Origin of the sequence: Prevotella sp. FD3004, assembly GCF_000746155.1 — a bacterium.
Classification (GTDB): Bacteria; Bacteroidota; Bacteroidia; order Bacteroidales; family Bacteroidaceae; genus Prevotella.
In genome coordinates this window covers 165523-180560 of sequence record NZ_JQKR01000014.1, presented here as the reverse complement: position 1 = coordinate 180560, position 15038 = coordinate 165523, and the positions used below count along the sequence as shown (strand labels likewise).

Genomic DNA, 15038 nt, shown 5'->3' with positions numbered 1-15038 from the left:
CCCGCCGTTATTCAATCACTCCCACCAAGAACTGGAACTATAGCGCACGTCTGACCTACAGCGAGCCTATCTTCCCCCGCACATATCTGCAGTTCAGCTATCAGTACCAGTATCGCTATCAGAAGAGCGACCGTGGTACCTATGATTTCAGCGATCTGCTGTCAAACGGTCTGTGGAATGGCGGCTATCGCACATGGGACGCTTACCTCCGTCAGTTTGGCAACATCACATCGTTGGATCCTTATCGCGACAACGATCAGAGCCGATTCTCTGAATATCATAACTACATCCACACTGCCGAGGTGATGTTGCGTATCGTTCGCAATGCCTATACCTTCAACGTCGGTGTGCAGATGGTGCCTCAGAAGTCGCACTTCATGCAGGACTATAAGGGCATCCACTCTGATACCACACGTACGGTGACCAACTTCGCACCTACGATGGACTTCCGTTGGAAGAAGTCTGCCACAGGACAGTTGCGCTTCACCTATCGTGCCAATACCAGCCAGCCCTCAATGAGCGACCTGCTTGATATCACCGACGACAGCGACCAGCTGAACATCCAGAAGGGTAACCCGGGTTTGAAGCCCTCGTTCACTCAGAATTTCCAGCTGTTCTATAACGACTATTTCCAGAAGCACCAGCGCGCCGTGATGACTTTCGTGAACTTCTCGACGACAGCTAACTCGATAGCCAACAAGGTTACGCTCTTGGACGGCGGTGCTCGCATGACGCGTCCTGAGAATATCAATGGTAACTGGAATGGTAATGTAGGCTTTATGTTCAACACCGCCCTCGACTCAGCAGGTTACTTCAATGTGAACACCTTTACCAATCTGGGATATGTTCACAACGTAGGTTTCGTGAACGACGGTAAGAGCGACGCCAAGTCTGTTACTACGTCGACCACAATCATGGAGCGCTTGGCAGCCAGCTACCGCAATGACTGGTTTGAGATTGAACTTAACGGATCGCTTAACTATAACCACAACCGCAGTGAACTCCAGAAGAACAATAACCTTGATACCTGGCAGTTTACCTATGGAGGTATGGTTGGTGTAACAGCACCTTGGGGCACTTCGCTTACCACCAACATGAACATGCAGAGTCGCCGTGGTTACAGCGACAAGTCGATGAATACCAACGAGCTCATCTGGAACGCCCAGATTTCGCAGAGTTTCCTCCGCGGCAATGCGCTGACAGTGTCACTTCAGCTCTATGACATCCTGAAGCAGCAGTCAACGGTGAGCCGTACCATCTCGGCCATGATGCGAAGCGATACAGAGTATAATGCTATCACAAGCTATGGCATGCTCCACGTCATCTATCGTCTGAACCTCTTTGGAGGCGGCGGTCTCTTTGGCGGTGGTCGTAGAGGTCCTGGTGGCCCTGGAGGTCCTGCTGGTGGTCCTGGCTTTGGCGGTGGTCGTCCCGGTGGCCGTCCTGGCGGTGGCTTCGGTGGCGGACGTCCTGGCGGTGGTGGCGGCTTCGGTGGCCCACGCGGATTCTAACCCCAAAACATACAATCCCTGCTCCCTCGAGCAGGGATTTCTTTTTCCCTTATTTGACTTGGCAAAAAAGAAGCCCCACTCGGTGAGCGGGGCTTCTTTTATGACGAGGAAGTGTTTACTTCTCTTCGGTTGTCTCGGGCTCTTCGGGCTCCTTGAAGTCGGTGAGGCCGGCTTCTACGAGGATGTTGTACCAGGTGATGAGCTTCTTGATGTGGCTGTTCTGCACGCGGTCGCGGTCCCACTCGGGAAGTACCTTGGTGAAGTAGTCCTGCAGTTCCTTGCCAGAAGCCTTCTTCTCGTTGATGCTGGCTTTCTTGCCGTCTTCGAGTTTCTTCAGATTGTCGAGCACGTCCATCAGGGGCACGTCGTCGGTCTCTGTGAACATGGCGATGTCGTTGAGCGAGGTGATGCGGTCGGTGGCGAAGGCGGGCAAGCGCTTATGTGTGCCATCGAGAGCCTCGACTATGAGGTTGTTCTTACCTCTTGATACAAGCTTGTAAAGGCCGGGCTTGCCGGCGATAGCTAAAATGACTTGTTGCATTGTTTGATGATTTTATTTAATTGTTTATCTATATCTTTTTCTCCGTCGTTCACGATGATGTAGTCGGCCCTTCGGATAATCTCCTCCTGATCCATCTGGCGGTCCATCCATTCGAGCACCTTCTCACGGGAGATGTTGTCGCGCTGCATGACGCGCTGGATGCGCACCTCCTTGGGAGCGACGACGGCTATCACCTTGTCGACGTATCTGTAGATGCCCGACTCGAACATGAGTGCGCTCTCCATCCACTGAAGTCCGCTCTCCAGGAAGTCTCGGAACACGGCGGGGTGGACTATTGCGTCGACGGCGTGGGCGTTCTGGGCTGATGCCAGCAGAAACCTCGCCACCTCGGGCTTGTTGAGCGTGCCGTCGTCAAAATAGGTCGCGGGACCTATCAGACTGGTGAGCCGTGTCCTGATGTCGGCTGATGTCTGAATGAGGCGCTTGGCAGCCTGGTCGCAGTCGTAGACCTTGAAGCCCAGCGACTCGATTCTCTGGCAGACGAAACTCTTTCCGCTACCGATTCCTCCTGCAATACCTATCTTCATTCTGTCTCAGACTCTATCAGGTAATCTACGAGCGTGGTCTCGAGGCGGGCTCTGGAGATGCCGCCCGGCACCTTCTTCAGGTAGATGTGACACTTCTCTGACGGATCTTTCTTGATTTCGTTATAGTCGGCAATGACGCTGAAGTCGTCGGACTTCAGGTTGCGGAACGTGCTGACGCCAGTGACGAAGCTTACCGTGACTTTGGCCGGGAAGGTGCGGAGTAGCATGCCCGGAGGCATGTTGATGCCCTCGACGGGGATACCCTCGATGCGCTCTTCGGTGAGCACGTCGGTAAAGAAGGCCACCTTCACGTGGTCGGGCACCATCTTCACGCCCTTTATCTTGCTCAACTCGCAGTTGGCAATCAGCGTGTCGCGGAAGTTTGCGTAGTTCAGCTGCTCGGTATAAACCATGTTGATACTGTCGAGCTTCTCTTCCGAGGCATAGATGGTGACGCTGTCAGGAGAATAATGTACGCTTGAGATGAAGTAGAGTTCTTCAGGAATCACGCGGCCGCTCCAGCGCACGGGCACCATCTTCTTGGCACCATAGTTGTAGTAGAACTCCAGTTTCTCTGGTTTGACGCTGGTGATTCTGGAGCCGCTGGCCAACTGCTGGTACACCATTTTCTGCAGGTCCTGAGCTGACACCGAACCTGTGCCGTTGTTCTTAGAGTAGGTCTTGAAACTGATGCTGATCTTCTTCAGAACGTCACCATACATATAGGTGAGCAGTGTGAAACCCTTGTCGCGGATGGTCATTCTGACAGTGTCGACCTCATCGGAGGTGAGCACGGCGTTCTTAGGGATGCCGACTACGGATACGGGTATGGCAAACTCTTTCTCATAGGTTTCGTTCAGGGCCATGTTTAGCCAGAAGATACCTGAGAGACCCAGGAAGAACAGGAAAATCAGCAACTCCTTGTTAGCCTTGCTGAACAAGAAGTTCCTGACCAGTTGCCATATCTCTTTCATCGCTTATTTCGTCTGCTGCTGAATGGCAGAAGCGAATACAGAAGTCTTCTCGACAGTGATGACCACGTCGCGGGCAATCTTCACATCAACGGTGTTCTTAGCAAGGTCGATGCTCTTGACGGTTCCGTGAATGCCGCCTCCGGTAACAACTTCAGTACCCTCCGAAAGCTCGTTCTGGAACTTCTGGATTTCCTTCTGCTTCTTCTGCTGGGGTCTGATCATGAAGAACCACATGATGGCAAAGATAGCCACCATCATGATAATCATACTCATACCGCCTCCTTGCGCTGACTGCGCAACTAATACTAAATTCATCATTTTTCGTTTTTACTTTTTAATTATTTCTTGATTCTTGGTCTCATCTTAACTTTCTTCTCGTCCATCTGCTGGAGCCTTGGCTTAGCAGGGTCGATGTGCTTCATCAGGCGACCAGTCTTCACGAGGTTGCGCGCAATGGCGTCGAGCATGCCGTTGATATAGCCGCCACTCTTATGGGTAGAGTAGAACTTGGCAATCTCGACGAACTCGTTGATGCTCACGCTGATGGGCACGTTGGGCAGGGTCATCATCTCTGCGATGGCAATCTGCATGATGATGATGTCCATGAAGGCCAGGCGTGAGAAATCCCAGTTGCGTGAAGCCTCGGTCATATAGCGCTGATACTCGTCGGCATTGAGGATGGCTGCACGGAACAACTTGCGGGCAAAGTCCTTCTCCTCGTCGCTGTCCCACTCGGGCAGCAGTTCCTGCTTTACACCCTCCTGCTCGTTGAAGCGCTTGATGGTCTTAATGACGAATGTGTCGACGATCTCCTTGTCGTCGTTCCAGTAAAGGCTCTGGTCTTCGAGAATGGCGTCGAGCTCTTCGTTCTCCTGAATGAAGTTCTTGTAAAGCTTGCGCCACAGTTCGCGGTCGGCCTCGTAGCTGTCTTCGCTGCTGGCCATATATTCTTTATAAATCTCGCTCTGTTCAATCTTCTCGAGCAGCGAACCGACAAAGGCTGCCGAGTCGTCCCAGCTGATCTTCTGTGTGCTCAGGAATTCGTTCAGCTGTTTGTTCTCGCTCAACTGCAAGGCGAAGCGGTTGAACACGAATTTGCGGGAAGGCTCTTCCGTTCCTTCACGCTTGGCTCTGGCCTGCAGGAGTTCCATGCGGCGTCCTGCCTCTTTGCTGATGGCAACGATCAGGCCTAATAAGTAATTGTAGAGGTCATAAGATTTTGAGAGACTGAAGAAAAGCTCTTTCTCAGCCGTGTCGATGTTCTTGTTACCGTTTTGATAGTAAGCATAGGTTAACTGAACAATTTTGATTCTAATAATTTCTCTGTTAATCATCTCACTTGATGCTTTTGTTGTTTTACTTTATACCTATTTTTAATGTTAAACCATAATTTGGTAAGTGCAAAGGTAGCTATTTTTCCTTAATTCTGCAAGAAAAAGAAAGAAAAATGCATTATTTTATCATTTTTTCATTCTTTCTTTTTTTCATTTCAGAATAAATGTGTACCTTTGCACCGCTTTTTCGGCAAGTAGGCCGAGATTCGTGTGATGGCGAATTAAGCAAAAACGTATTATTTAAACTTAATTTAGAGTAACACAATGAAAGAAATCAGCGTAAGTGGCCAGAAGCGTGCCACAACTGGTAAGAAGGCAACCAAAGAGTTGCGCAAGGAGGGACTCGTTCCCTGTAATCTGTATGGTGAGAAGAAGGCTGAGAATGGTCTGCCCGAGGCATTGTCATTCGCTATTCCCGCAGCCCAGCTGCGTAAGGTTGTCTACACTCCTTATGTATACGTAGTTAATCTGACTATCGACGGTGAGGCTCACAAGGCTGTCATCAAGGAGCTTCAGTTCCACCCCACAACAGACGCACTGATACACGTGGACTTCTACGAGGTAAGCGAGAACAAGCCCATTACTATTGGTATTCCCGTTAAGCTCGTTGGTCATGCTCAGGGTGTTCGCGATGGTGGTCGTCTGAATCAGGCAGAGCGCAAGCTGAACGTTACCGCTCCTTACAAGCAGATTCCTGAGGAGCTGGAGATCGACGTTACCGAGCTGAAGCTTGGTAAGGCTATCAAGGTTGCTGAACTGAGCTTCGAGGGTCTCGAGATCGCTACTCCTGCCCAGGTTGTTGTATGTTCAGTTAAGGCTACACGTGCTTCTCGTTCTGCTGCTGCCCAGGCTGCAGAGTAAGCAGTAAGCCAACACCATGGACAAATTTCTGATCGTGGGACTGGGTAATGTCGGCGATGAGTACGATATGACCCGTCATAACACAGGCTTTATGGTATTGGATGCTTTTGCAAAGGCATCCAATATTCATTTTGATGATAAGCGTTATGGTTTTGTTGCCGAGACTTCGCTGAAGGGGCGCAAGGTGTTCTTGCTCAAACCCTCCACGTTTATGAATCTCAGTGGTAACGCTGTACGTTATTGGCTGAATAAGGAAAATATCGAACAGTCTCGTCTGCTGGTTATCAGCGATGATGTGGCCCTTCCTTTAGGCGCTTTCCGACTGAAGGCTGGAGGTTCTAATGGCGGTCACAACGGCCTTGGACATATCCAGCAGTTGATAGGTCAGAACTATGCCCGTCTGCGAATGGGCATCGGTAATGACTTCCCGAAAGGAATGCAGGTCGACTGGGTGCTTGGAAAGTATAGCGACGAGGAACTGAAAGAGCTGCAGCCCAGCATCGATCTGGGTGTCGATATCATCAAGTCGTTTGTGTTGGCTGGCATCGATATCACCATGAATCAGTTTAACAAGCTTGGTAAGAAATAATATGGATGAGGCAAGGATAGACAAGTGGCTGTGGGCAGCGAGAATCTTCAAGACTCGCTCCATTGCGGCCGACGCCTGTAAGAACGGTCGCGTCACCATCGGTGGCGTCAACGTGAAGCCTTCGCATATGGTGAAGACAGGCGAGACGGTGAGCGTGCGCAAGCCACCCATCACTTATTCCTTCCGTATTCTGAAGACTATCGAACAGCGAGTAGGGGCTAAGCTTCTGCCCGAGATTTATGAGAATGTGACGGCTCCGGAGCAGTATGAACTCCTGGAGATGACGCGTATCAGCGGCTTTGTGGATCGTGCAAGAGGCACGGGCCGCCCTACGAAGAAAGACCGTCGCTCGTTGGATGCGTTTATCAACGAAATGGATTAATCCTATGATGCTACTACTCAACATCGTTTACATCATCGTGGGTGTCGCCCTTGTGCTGTGGGGAGCCGATCGCCTTACCGATGGAGCCTCTTCGCTGGCTCGTGGCATGCGTGTTCCCGAAATCGTGATTGGTCTCACCATCGTGGCAGCGGGAACGTCGGCCCCGGAGATGTTCGTCAGTCTGGTGTCAGCCATCAAAGGTACGCCTGACATGGCTGTGGGTAATGTGATTGGCTCGAACATCTTCAACACGTTGCTGATAGTAGGCTGTTCTGCCGTGATTGCCCCTATGGTGGTTACGGCTTCGACGGTGAAGAAGGATATTCCTTTCGCAGTAGGCGCTTCCCTGCTGCTCTTCATGCTCTGTTTCGACGACATGGACTCGCCACACCTCTGGGGTAATGATATAAGCCGTTCCGACGGTATCATTCTTCTCATAGGCTTCATGGCCTTTATGATCTACACCTTCCAGATGGCCAGCAAAGACGGACTTCTGCCCAATAATGAAGAGGAGCTGGGCGTGGTGCGTGAGAAGGAACCCCGAGATTACAGTAAACTGTGGCGCAATCTGGGCTTCATGGCTTTAGGGTTGGCTTGTCTGATCTTCGGTAGCGATCTCTTCGTCGATGCCGCCACCTATGTGGCCCATCGCTATGGTGTGCGTCAGAGTGTGATAGGCCTTACCATCGTGGCTGGCGGAACCTCGCTGCCTGAGTTGGCTACGAGTGTGGTGGCAGCCCATAAAGGCCGTTCGGCCATCGCCATCGGAAACGTGATTGGCTCGAACGTCATGAACATCCTCCTGGTGCTGGGTATGACTGCCTTTATCCATCCCCTCCGTATCATGGGTATTACGATTGTCGATCTGATGATGATGCTTGTCAGCGTAGGTATCTTATGGCTCTTCGCCTTCACCAAGTATTACGTGTCGCGTCGTGAAGGTTTCATCCTTATCCTCTTCTTCGCCTGCTATATGGCATGGCTATTATATCTTCTTTAAGTATAAACACAGGGGTACTTGAGGCATAAGCCGGCGAGGTAGGACCTTGCTCAACCCCCTTTATCAAAACAAGAAAAAATGGAAAAAAAGAAAGAACAGAAAATCAGTGTGCTGTTCATGTTCTACAGCGTACTGTTCTGCGTTTGCCTGATTACGGCAAACGTACTTGAGACCAAACAGATCTCTTTGGGACCAGCTAACATGACGGCAGGTCTGATCGTGTTCCCCGTTAGTTACATCATCAACGACGTGGTGTGCGAGGTGTGGGGCTATAGCCGTACACGTCTGCTCATCTGGCTCGGCTTCGCCATGAACTTCATGTTCGTGCTCTTCGGTGCTGTGGCCGACTGGATTCCCGGTGCTCCCTATTGGGATGGGGAAGAGGGGTTCCATCAGATTTTCGGACTCGCTCCCCGTATTGCTGGCGCTTCCTTCCTGGCCTTCCTGGCAGGATCGTTCATCAATGCCTACGTGATGAGTAAGATGAAACTGTCGTCAGACGGAAAGAACTTCTCATATCGTGCCGTGATGAGTACCGTCTTCGGTGAGCTGACAGACTCGGTTATCTTCTTCCCCCTCGCTCTGGGCGGTGTCATTCCCTGGGAAGAGATGCCCTCGCTTGTCATCACTCAGGTGACCCTGAAGACCCTCTACGAGATTATTGTATTGCCTGTCACCATCCGTGTGGTTAATTTCACCAAGAAACACGACCACGAAGATGTGTTTGACAACGATATTGCGTATAATATATTTAAGGTAAAAGAGTTATGAACAGAGAACAAGAAGGATTACAGCAGCTTGGTAAGAAGACCGAGTACAAGATGGACTATGCTCCAGAGGTGCTGGAGACTTTCCAGAACAAGCATCCCGAGAACGACTACTGGGTGCAGTTCAACTGTCCTGAGTTTACGTCGCTTTGTCCTATCACGGGGCAGCCAGACTTCGCGGAGATCAAGATCATGTATATCCCTGGCGAGCGGATGGTTGAGAGCAAGAGCCTGAAACTCTATCTGTTCAGCTTCCGCAATCATGGTGATTTCCATGAGGACTGCGTGAACGTGATTATGAAAGACCTGGTGAAACTGATGGATCCCAAGTATATCGAGGTCATAGGTTTGTTCACCCCTCGTGGTGGCATCAGTATCTATCCCTACGCCAATTACGGTCGCCCCGGCACCAAATACGAATCTCTAGCCGAGCAGCGCCTCATGAATCATACTTTCAAATGATTTGTTAGTTCGCTTGACTGACCGAAAAAGAAAGTAATCCCCAAAACGTCCTGACTCGGAGGCCGGTACACAAATTCTTCAAATCACTCAATGAACTCGCTCCGCTCAAACAGCATTTCGTATTTCGTTGCTCGGATTGCGGATGCAATCCGAGACTCAATATCGATTCAAAGAATTTGCATACCTCTAAAGACCTCCTCGTGCGGAATGTTTTGAGGATTTCTTTCTTTTTCTCTAGTTACTACGTCGCTAGACTCCTCGAAAACATTCCGCACGAAGAGGTATTTATAGGATGTACTATTATCGGAATCTTCTTCGATTCTTGTGTCGCGTAAGCGAGACAAGCAAATCGACATGAGATGCTGTTTGAGCGTAGCGAGTTCATCGAATGATTACGATAATATTACATCCGGCCTCTGAGCTCAGGACGTTTTCGCACCTTTCTTTGTTTCGTTTCTTTCGGTGACGAAAGAAATGAAAATCTTCTGTATAGATACTCGCGAAAAGCCTATACCACTACTAAAAAACATAAAAATATTGGTAATAATACCGCTATGTGCAGAAAAAGTGCTATATTTGCATTCAAATTTTGAAAAATAGCTAAAAAAATATGGCAAAGAAGAAGATTCAATTCAGTCTCGTGTACAGAGACATGTGGCAGTCCTCGGGTAAGTTCCAGCCCCGTAAGGACCAGTTGGAGCGCATTGCCCCAGCAATCATCGATATGGGCTGTTTTGCCCGTGTAGAGACCAATGGTGGCGCTTTTGAGCAGGTAAACCTGATGGCAGGTGAGAACCCCAACCTGGCAGTTCGCGCTTTCTGTAAGCCCTTCAACGAGGTAGGCATTAAGACCCACATGCTCGACCGTGGTCTGAACGCATTACGTATGTATCCCGTGCCCGACGATGTTCGAGCCCTGATGTATAAGGTAAAGCACGCACAGGGTGTCGATATTACCCGTATTTTCTGCGGTTTGAACGACACGCGTAACATCATCCCCAGTATCAAGTGGGCCAAGGAGGGTGGTATGACCCCTCAGGCAACACTCTGTATCACCACTTCTCCAGTTCACACTGTCGACTATTATGCAGCTATTGCTGACGAGGTGATTGCAGCTGGTGCTGAGGAAATCTGTCTGAAAGATATGGCTGGTATTGGTCAGCCTGCTATGCTGGGACAGCTCACTAAGGCTATCAAGACCAAGCACCCCGATATCATCATCCAGTACCACGGCCACTCTGGTCCTGGTCTGTCTATGGCTTCAATCCTCGAGGTATGTAACAACGGCGCTGATGTGATTGACACAGCTATCGAGCCTCTGTCATGGGGTAAGGTTCACCCCGATATCATCTCTGTTCGTTCAATGCTGAAGAACGAGGGCTTCGAGGTTGCCGATCTTGATATGAACGCCTATATGCAGGCTCGTACGCTCACACAGGAGTTCATCGACGACTGGTTGGGTTGCTTCATCAATCCTGCCAACAAGCACATGTCTTCACTGTTGCTTGGTTGCGGTCTGCCTGGTGGCATGATGGGTAGTATGATGGCCGACCTCGGTCCTATCCAGAAGATGATCAACAAGGAGCGTGAGAAGAAGGGCGAGAACACACTCACTATGGACGATATGCTGGTTAAGCTGTTCAACGAGGTAGAGTACGTATGGCCAAAGGTTGGTTATCCCCCATTGGTAACCCCGTTCTCTCAGTACACTAAGAACATCGCCCTGATGAACCTCCTCACGATGGAGCAGGGTAAGGGTCGTTACGTGATGATGGACGACGCTATCTGGGGTATGATTCTTGGTAAGAGCGGTAAGGTGCCTGGCACTATTGCTCCTGAGCTCGTTGAGCTGGCAGAGAAGAAAGGTCTTAAGTTCACCGATGCCGATCCTCACACACTGCTGGAGAATACACTCGACAGCTTCCGCAAGGAGATGGACGAGAACGGCTGGGACTACGGACAGGACGACGAAGAGCTCTTCGAGCTGGCTATGCACCCAGAGCAGTATCGTCCCTTCAAGAGCGGTCAGGCTAAGAAGCAGCTGCTGGCTGATATCCAGAAGGCAAAGGATGCCAAGTTGGGTGGTGGTCAGAAGCTCTCTCAGGAAGAGATCGACGCTATCAAGCACGCCAAGGCCGATGCCGTAAAGGCTCCTCTCGCAGGTCAGCTGTTGTGGGGCTTCGGTGGCGAAGGTGTTCTGGCACCATGCGTAGAGCCGTTCATTGGTCAGAAGTACGAGGAGGGCGACACCTTCTGTTATCTGCAGACCAAGTGGGGCGAGATTGTTGCTATCCCTGCAGCTATGGGCGGTAAGCTGGTAGACATCAGCGTTAAGCCTGGACAGAACATCCGTCAGGGCGACACCATCGCCTGGATCGAGCGCGAAGCTTAAACTTTAAGATATTAGGCACGGATTTACACGGCTTTAATTTTATTAAAGACACGGCTGTAGCAAAAAAGCAGTGTCTCTTATAAAGAGCCGTGTAATCCGTGCCAAATTTTTATTATATGGATTACCAATCGATAATTGATCGCTATTACCCTGAGGATAATGAACTGAAGAAGATTCTGATGGTTCATAGTCGTCAGGTGGCAGATAAGTGCTTGAAGATAGCCAAGGCCCACCCCGAACTGCGCCTTGATAAAGAGTTTCTCGAAGAAGCCGCTATGCTTCACGACATAGGTATCTTCCGATGCGATGCCCCTGGTATACAGTGCTTCGGTACAGAACCATATATCCGTCACGGCATCATTGGTGCAGAGATCTTGCGGGAACTGGGATGGGAGCGCCATGCCCGTGTGTGCGAACGCCATACTGGTACAGGCCTTTCAAAGTCGGAGATAGAACACCAGAATCTGCCTTTGCCCCATCAGGATTACCTGCCTGTGGAACTCGAGGAACAACTGATCTGCTATGCTGACAAGTTCTACTCCAAGACCCATCCGGGCAGCGAACGCACAGTCGTAGAAGCCATGCACAGCCTCGAGAAGTTTGGCTGGGATGGCGTGAGACGTTTCCAGAAATGGGTGGATCTTTTTGAGTGAACTCTGCGATTAAGCGAGAGCAGAGCGATGCCTGCATCAGCTATGCCGAACGTGAGCAGGCTCGATACGAAGTATCAATAATAAAGGTAAATAAAATAAAAAAGTAAAAGGGGAATTTTGTAATTCCCCTATTTTATTGTACTTTTGCACCGTGAAAAGGAAATCGGCTATTTTTATGCTGCTTTTCGTCATCCTTTTTGTGATGGCAGAAGCGCCGATGTCGTTTGTGTCTGAAGCCATGAGGGCGTCAGAGGCAGACGATAGTGTCGATACCGATACCGTTCTCGTCGATACCACGCTTGTAAAGGGTGCTGCTGCGGCAAAGATCAAGCGCGACACCACCACGATGGACTCCATCGAACTGGCTGTCTATAAGCATAATAAGGCTGTTGACGACTCCCTCGAGCTCGACAGCATCAACCGTAGCCGTAAGAACGGTATAGACTCCCCTGTGGACTATGTGGCCAACGACTCGCTGACCTATGAAGCCACCTCAGGTCTGGCACATCTTTATGGAGAGTCAGACGTGAAATATCAGAACATGGAGCTCTCTGCAGACCATATCTATATGAGTCTCGACAGCAGTCTGGTTCATGCCGACTCACGTATCGACACGACGACCAACGAGCCCAAGGGCTCTCCCGTGTTCAAGATGGGCAGCGATGAATACCAGTCGGGCCCGATGGCTTTCAACTTCAAGACGAAGAAAGGTCTCATCAGCGATGTCTATACCCAGCAGGAAGACGGATTCCTGACCTCAGAGGTCTCCAAGCGCGGCGCTAATGGTGAGATGTTCCTGCAGCATGGTCGCTATACCACTTGCGACGATCCTCATCCCGATTTCTATCTCGCCTTGTCGAGAGCCAAGGTGCGCCCTGGTAAGGATGTCGTGTTCGGCCCCGCCTATCTCGTTGTGGCCGACGTACCTCTGCCTCTCGCTATCCCCTATGGCTTCTTCCCCTTTACGAAGAGCTACTCCAGCGGTCTCATCATGCCAACCTATGGCGACGAGATGTCGCGCGGATTCTATCTCCGCGATGGCGGTTACTATTTCGCCCTCAGCGACAAGATGGACCTCAAGCTGCTGGGCGAGATCTACACCAAAGGCTCGTGGGGCCTCTCTGCTGCCTCAAACTACAGGAAGCGCTATCGTTACAACGGCTCGTTCTACTTCAGTTACCAGAATACGGTGACGGGCGAGAAGAACATGCCCGACTATGCCAAGCAAACCAGCTTCAAGCTCCAGTGGAACCACTCTCAGGATGCGAAGGCCAACCCCTTCTCAACGCTGAGGGCCAGCGTGAACTTCGCTTCTACCAGCTATGAGCAGAACAACCTCACCTCGATGTACAACCCCCAGACTCGAACACAGTCTACGCGTACATCTTCTGTAGCGTGGAGCACCAATTTCTCCAGCATCGGAATGAACATCAGCGCAGGTATGCGTCTGAACCAGAATATGCGCGACTCCACCATTGGCATGTCGTTCCCCGAACTCAACATCTCAGTCTCCCAGTTCTATCCTTTCAAGCGCAAGAAGAGGGTAGGCACCGAACGCTGGTATGAGAAGATCTCGATGAGCTATACGGGAACGCTGAACAACGAGATCAACACCAAGGAAAACCTGCTGCTCCACTCTAAGTTCAATAAGGACTGGAAGAACGGCATGCAGCACGTGATACCCATCAAGGCCAATTTCACGGCTCTGGGCTATATCACCCTTTCGCCAAGCATCAACTTTACTGACAGGACCCTGTTCAGCAAGGTCAACAAGTCGTGGGATGCAGTCAATCAGCGTGAGGTGGTCGATACAATCTCAGGCTTCTATAATGTCTACAACTGGAGCATGAATGTTTCCGCATCTACTAAGCTCTACGGCTTCTGGGTGCCCAGCCGCAAGCTCTTTGGCGATAAGATCCAGGCCATCCGCCACGTCATCTCGCCAAGTGTCAGCTTCAGCTACGCCCCCGACTTCAGCGCAGAACGCTACGGCTACTGGAAGAAGTATCAGAAGACCGATGCCAATGGTAATGTGACGATGGTGTCTTATACGCCTTACTCCATCGGAGCCTATACCGCTCCCTCAGCAGGAAAGTCACAGACGATGAACTTCGAGCTGAGCAACAATCTGGAGATGAAGGTGAAGAGCGAGGACGACTCGACAGGCTACAAGAAGATCTCGCTCATCGACGAGTTCAGACTCTCCTCATTCTATAACTTCGCGGCCAAGCGTCAGCCTATGGGTCCCGTAGAGGCCAACCTGCGACTGAAGCTCTCGAAGAGCTATACGCTGAACCTCTCAGGCACGTTTGCCTCTTATGTCTACGAAGAAGACAGCCTGGGCAATATTGTGGAGAGCGACCACACCACCTATTGGCAGAAGGGAAAGATAGGCCGCTTCCAGGGCATCTCCCAGAACCTGTCGTACACCCTGAACAACGAGAAGGTGATGAACCTCATCAAATGGCTCAAGGGCGAGAAGGTGGATAAGAAGAACAAGAACGCCCAGCGCGACGATGACGACGATGACTGGGAGAACGATCTTGAAACCAATGTCGACAGAGACATGGAGAAAGGCAAGCATGGCGCCCAGCGCAAAGGCGGCGACAAGGCCGAGACCGACGAAGACGGCTATATGACCTTCCAGTTCCCATGGAGCCTGAGTATAGGCTATAACATCAATATGACGGAGAACAGGGATAAGAGCAAGTTCAACTACAAAACCATGCGCTATCCCTATCATTTCACTCAGGGCCTGAACCTCAGCGGAAACTTCGCCATCAGCGACGGCTGGAACATCAATTTCTCGTCGGGCTACGACTTTGAAAACAAGAAGATATCTATGACCACGGCCTCACTCTCGCGCGATCTGCATTGCTTCAGCATGTCGTGCTCAGTGGTGCTGGCCCCTTATACAAGTTATAACTTCTCATTCAGGTGTAATGCGGCAACGCTCACCGATGCTTTAAAGTATGACAAGCGCTCAAGTTCTTCGAACGCAGTGCAGTGGTACTAAAACTAAAA

The 15038-nt window shown here is 50.6% G+C and carries 15 protein-coding genes; 10 read left to right on the top strand and 5 right to left on the bottom strand.

The annotated features are described in order from the left end of the window. On the top strand, positions 1-1511 hold a 1511-nt coding region (locus tag T325_RS06380; protein WP_036911506.1), incomplete at its 5' end, for an outer membrane beta-barrel protein. Positions 1512-1626: 115 nt separating this feature from the next. Here the strand turns inward: T325_RS06380 and T325_RS12840 are convergent. Genes T325_RS12840 through nusB form a run of 5 tightly spaced genes read right to left on the bottom strand, consistent with a single transcriptional unit; the run spans position 1627 to position 4908 of the window. After that, positions 1627-2052, bottom strand: a complete 426-nt coding sequence (locus T325_RS12840; protein WP_036911504.1) for a DUF5606 family protein — start codon at positions 2050-2052, stop codon at positions 1627-1629. Then, positions 2034-2600: a dephospho-CoA kinase gene (coaE, locus tag T325_RS12835; protein ID WP_036911502.1), complete on the bottom strand. Its 567-nt coding sequence runs from the start codon at positions 2598-2600 to the stop codon at positions 2034-2036. The genes T325_RS12840 and coaE overlap by 19 nt, the downstream gene beginning before the upstream one ends. Then, positions 2597-3574 carry a CdaR family protein gene (locus T325_RS06365; RefSeq protein ID WP_036911500.1) on the bottom strand — a complete coding sequence of 326 codons (978 nt, stop codon included), beginning with the start codon at positions 3572-3574 and terminating at the stop codon, positions 2597-2599. Before T325_RS06365 ends, coaE begins: the two co-directional genes overlap by 4 nt. 3 nt (positions 3575-3577) lie before the next feature. Then, positions 3578-3892, bottom strand: coding sequence for a preprotein translocase subunit YajC (gene yajC / locus T325_RS06360; protein WP_036911499.1), 315 nt, complete (start codon positions 3890-3892; stop codon positions 3578-3580). Positions 3893-3912: 20 nt separating this feature from the next. Continuing rightward, positions 3913-4908: a transcription antitermination factor NusB gene (gene nusB, locus T325_RS06355; RefSeq protein ID WP_081911077.1), complete on the bottom strand. Its 996-nt coding sequence runs from the start codon at positions 4906-4908 to the stop codon at positions 3913-3915. Positions 4909-5172: 264 nt separating this feature from the next. Here nusB and T325_RS06350 point away from each other — a divergent pair, with 264 nt between their 5' ends. The 9 genes from T325_RS06350 to T325_RS06310 all read left to right on the top strand — a co-directional run bounded on the left by T325_RS06350 (position 5173) and on the right by T325_RS06310 (position 15030). Continuing rightward, positions 5173-5769 (top strand): 50S ribosomal protein L25/general stress protein Ctc, encoded by a 597-nt coding sequence (locus tag T325_RS06350; protein WP_036911497.1) that lies wholly within the window; start codon positions 5173-5175, stop codon positions 5767-5769. A gap of 16 nt (positions 5770-5785) precedes the next feature. Further along, the gene (gene pth, locus T325_RS06345) at positions 5786-6358 is read left to right on the top strand and encodes an aminoacyl-tRNA hydrolase (RefSeq protein WP_036911495.1); all 573 of its coding nucleotides are present in this window, start codon (positions 5786-5788) and stop codon (positions 6356-6358) included. 1 nt (position 6359) lies between these two features. Next, positions 6360-6740 (top strand): RNA-binding S4 domain-containing protein, encoded by a 381-nt coding sequence (locus tag T325_RS06340; RefSeq protein ID WP_036911493.1) that lies wholly within the window; start codon positions 6360-6362, stop codon positions 6738-6740. Positions 6741-6747: 7 nt separating this feature from the next. Further along, positions 6748-7740, top strand: a complete 993-nt coding sequence (locus tag T325_RS06335; protein ID WP_036911564.1) for a calcium/sodium antiporter — start codon at positions 6748-6750, stop codon at positions 7738-7740. Positions 7741-7818: 78 nt separating this feature from the next. Further along, on the top strand, positions 7819-8511 hold the full coding sequence (locus T325_RS06330; RefSeq protein ID WP_036911491.1) for a queuosine precursor transporter: 693 nt from the start codon (positions 7819-7821) through the stop codon (positions 8509-8511). Then, the gene (queF, locus tag T325_RS06325; RefSeq protein ID WP_036911489.1) at positions 8508-8969 is read left to right on the top strand and encodes a preQ(1) synthase; all 462 of its coding nucleotides are present in this window, start codon (positions 8508-8510) and stop codon (positions 8967-8969) included. Before T325_RS06330 ends, queF begins: the two co-directional genes overlap by 4 nt. Positions 8970-9579: 610 nt before the next feature. Next, the gene (locus T325_RS06320; RefSeq protein WP_036911486.1) at positions 9580-11361 is read left to right on the top strand and encodes an oxaloacetate decarboxylase; all 1782 of its coding nucleotides are present in this window, start codon (positions 9580-9582) and stop codon (positions 11359-11361) included. A gap of 116 nt (positions 11362-11477) precedes the next feature. Next, on the top strand, positions 11478-12014 hold the full coding sequence (locus T325_RS06315) for an HD domain-containing protein (protein WP_036911484.1): 537 nt from the start codon (positions 11478-11480) through the stop codon (positions 12012-12014). A 175-nt stretch (positions 12015-12189) separates the two neighbouring features. Beyond that, positions 12190-15030 carry a putative LPS assembly protein LptD gene (locus T325_RS06310; protein ID WP_231622199.1) on the top strand — a complete coding sequence of 947 codons (2841 nt, stop codon included), beginning with the start codon at positions 12190-12192 and terminating at the stop codon, positions 15028-15030. The last annotated feature ends 8 nt before the right edge of the window (positions 15031-15038 follow it).

Excerpts from the sequence above, each read along its gene's own strand:
- T325_RS06330 (WP_036911491.1), top strand. The coding sequence starts at position 7,819 with ATGGAAAAAAAGAAAGAACAGAAAATCAGTGTGCTGTTCATGTTCTAC.
- coaE (WP_036911502.1), bottom strand. The coding sequence starts at position 2,600 with ATGAAGATAGGTATTGCAGGAGGAATCGGTAGCGGAAAGAGTTTCGTC.
- T325_RS06335 (WP_036911564.1), top strand. The coding sequence starts at position 6,748 with ATGCTACTACTCAACATCGTTTACATCATCGTGGGTGTCGCCCTTGTG.
- T325_RS06340 (WP_036911493.1), top strand. The coding sequence starts at position 6,360 with ATGGATGAGGCAAGGATAGACAAGTGGCTGTGGGCAGCGAGAATCTTC.
- T325_RS06320 (WP_036911486.1), top strand. The coding sequence starts at position 9,580 with ATGGCAAAGAAGAAGATTCAATTCAGTCTCGTGTACAGAGACATGTGG.
- queF (WP_036911489.1), top strand. The coding sequence starts at position 8,508 with ATGAACAGAGAACAAGAAGGATTACAGCAGCTTGGTAAGAAGACCGAG.
- pth (WP_036911495.1), top strand. The coding sequence starts at position 5,786 with ATGGACAAATTTCTGATCGTGGGACTGGGTAATGTCGGCGATGAGTAC.
- nusB (WP_081911077.1), bottom strand. The coding sequence starts at position 4,908 with ATGATTAACAGAGAAATTATTAGAATCAAAATTGTTCAGTTAACCTAT.
- T325_RS12840 (WP_036911504.1), bottom strand. The coding sequence starts at position 2,052 with ATGCAACAAGTCATTTTAGCTATCGCCGGCAAGCCCGGCCTTTACAAG.
- yajC (WP_036911499.1), bottom strand. The coding sequence starts at position 3,892 with ATGATGAATTTAGTATTAGTTGCGCAGTCAGCGCAAGGAGGCGGTATG.
- T325_RS06310 (WP_231622199.1), top strand. The coding sequence starts at position 12,190 with ATGCTGCTTTTCGTCATCCTTTTTGTGATGGCAGAAGCGCCGATGTCG.
- T325_RS06365 (WP_036911500.1), bottom strand. The coding sequence starts at position 3,574 with ATGAAAGAGATATGGCAACTGGTCAGGAACTTCTTGTTCAGCAAGGCT.
- T325_RS06315 (WP_036911484.1), top strand. The coding sequence starts at position 11,478 with ATGGATTACCAATCGATAATTGATCGCTATTACCCTGAGGATAATGAA.
- T325_RS06350 (WP_036911497.1), top strand. The coding sequence starts at position 5,173 with ATGAAAGAAATCAGCGTAAGTGGCCAGAAGCGTGCCACAACTGGTAAG.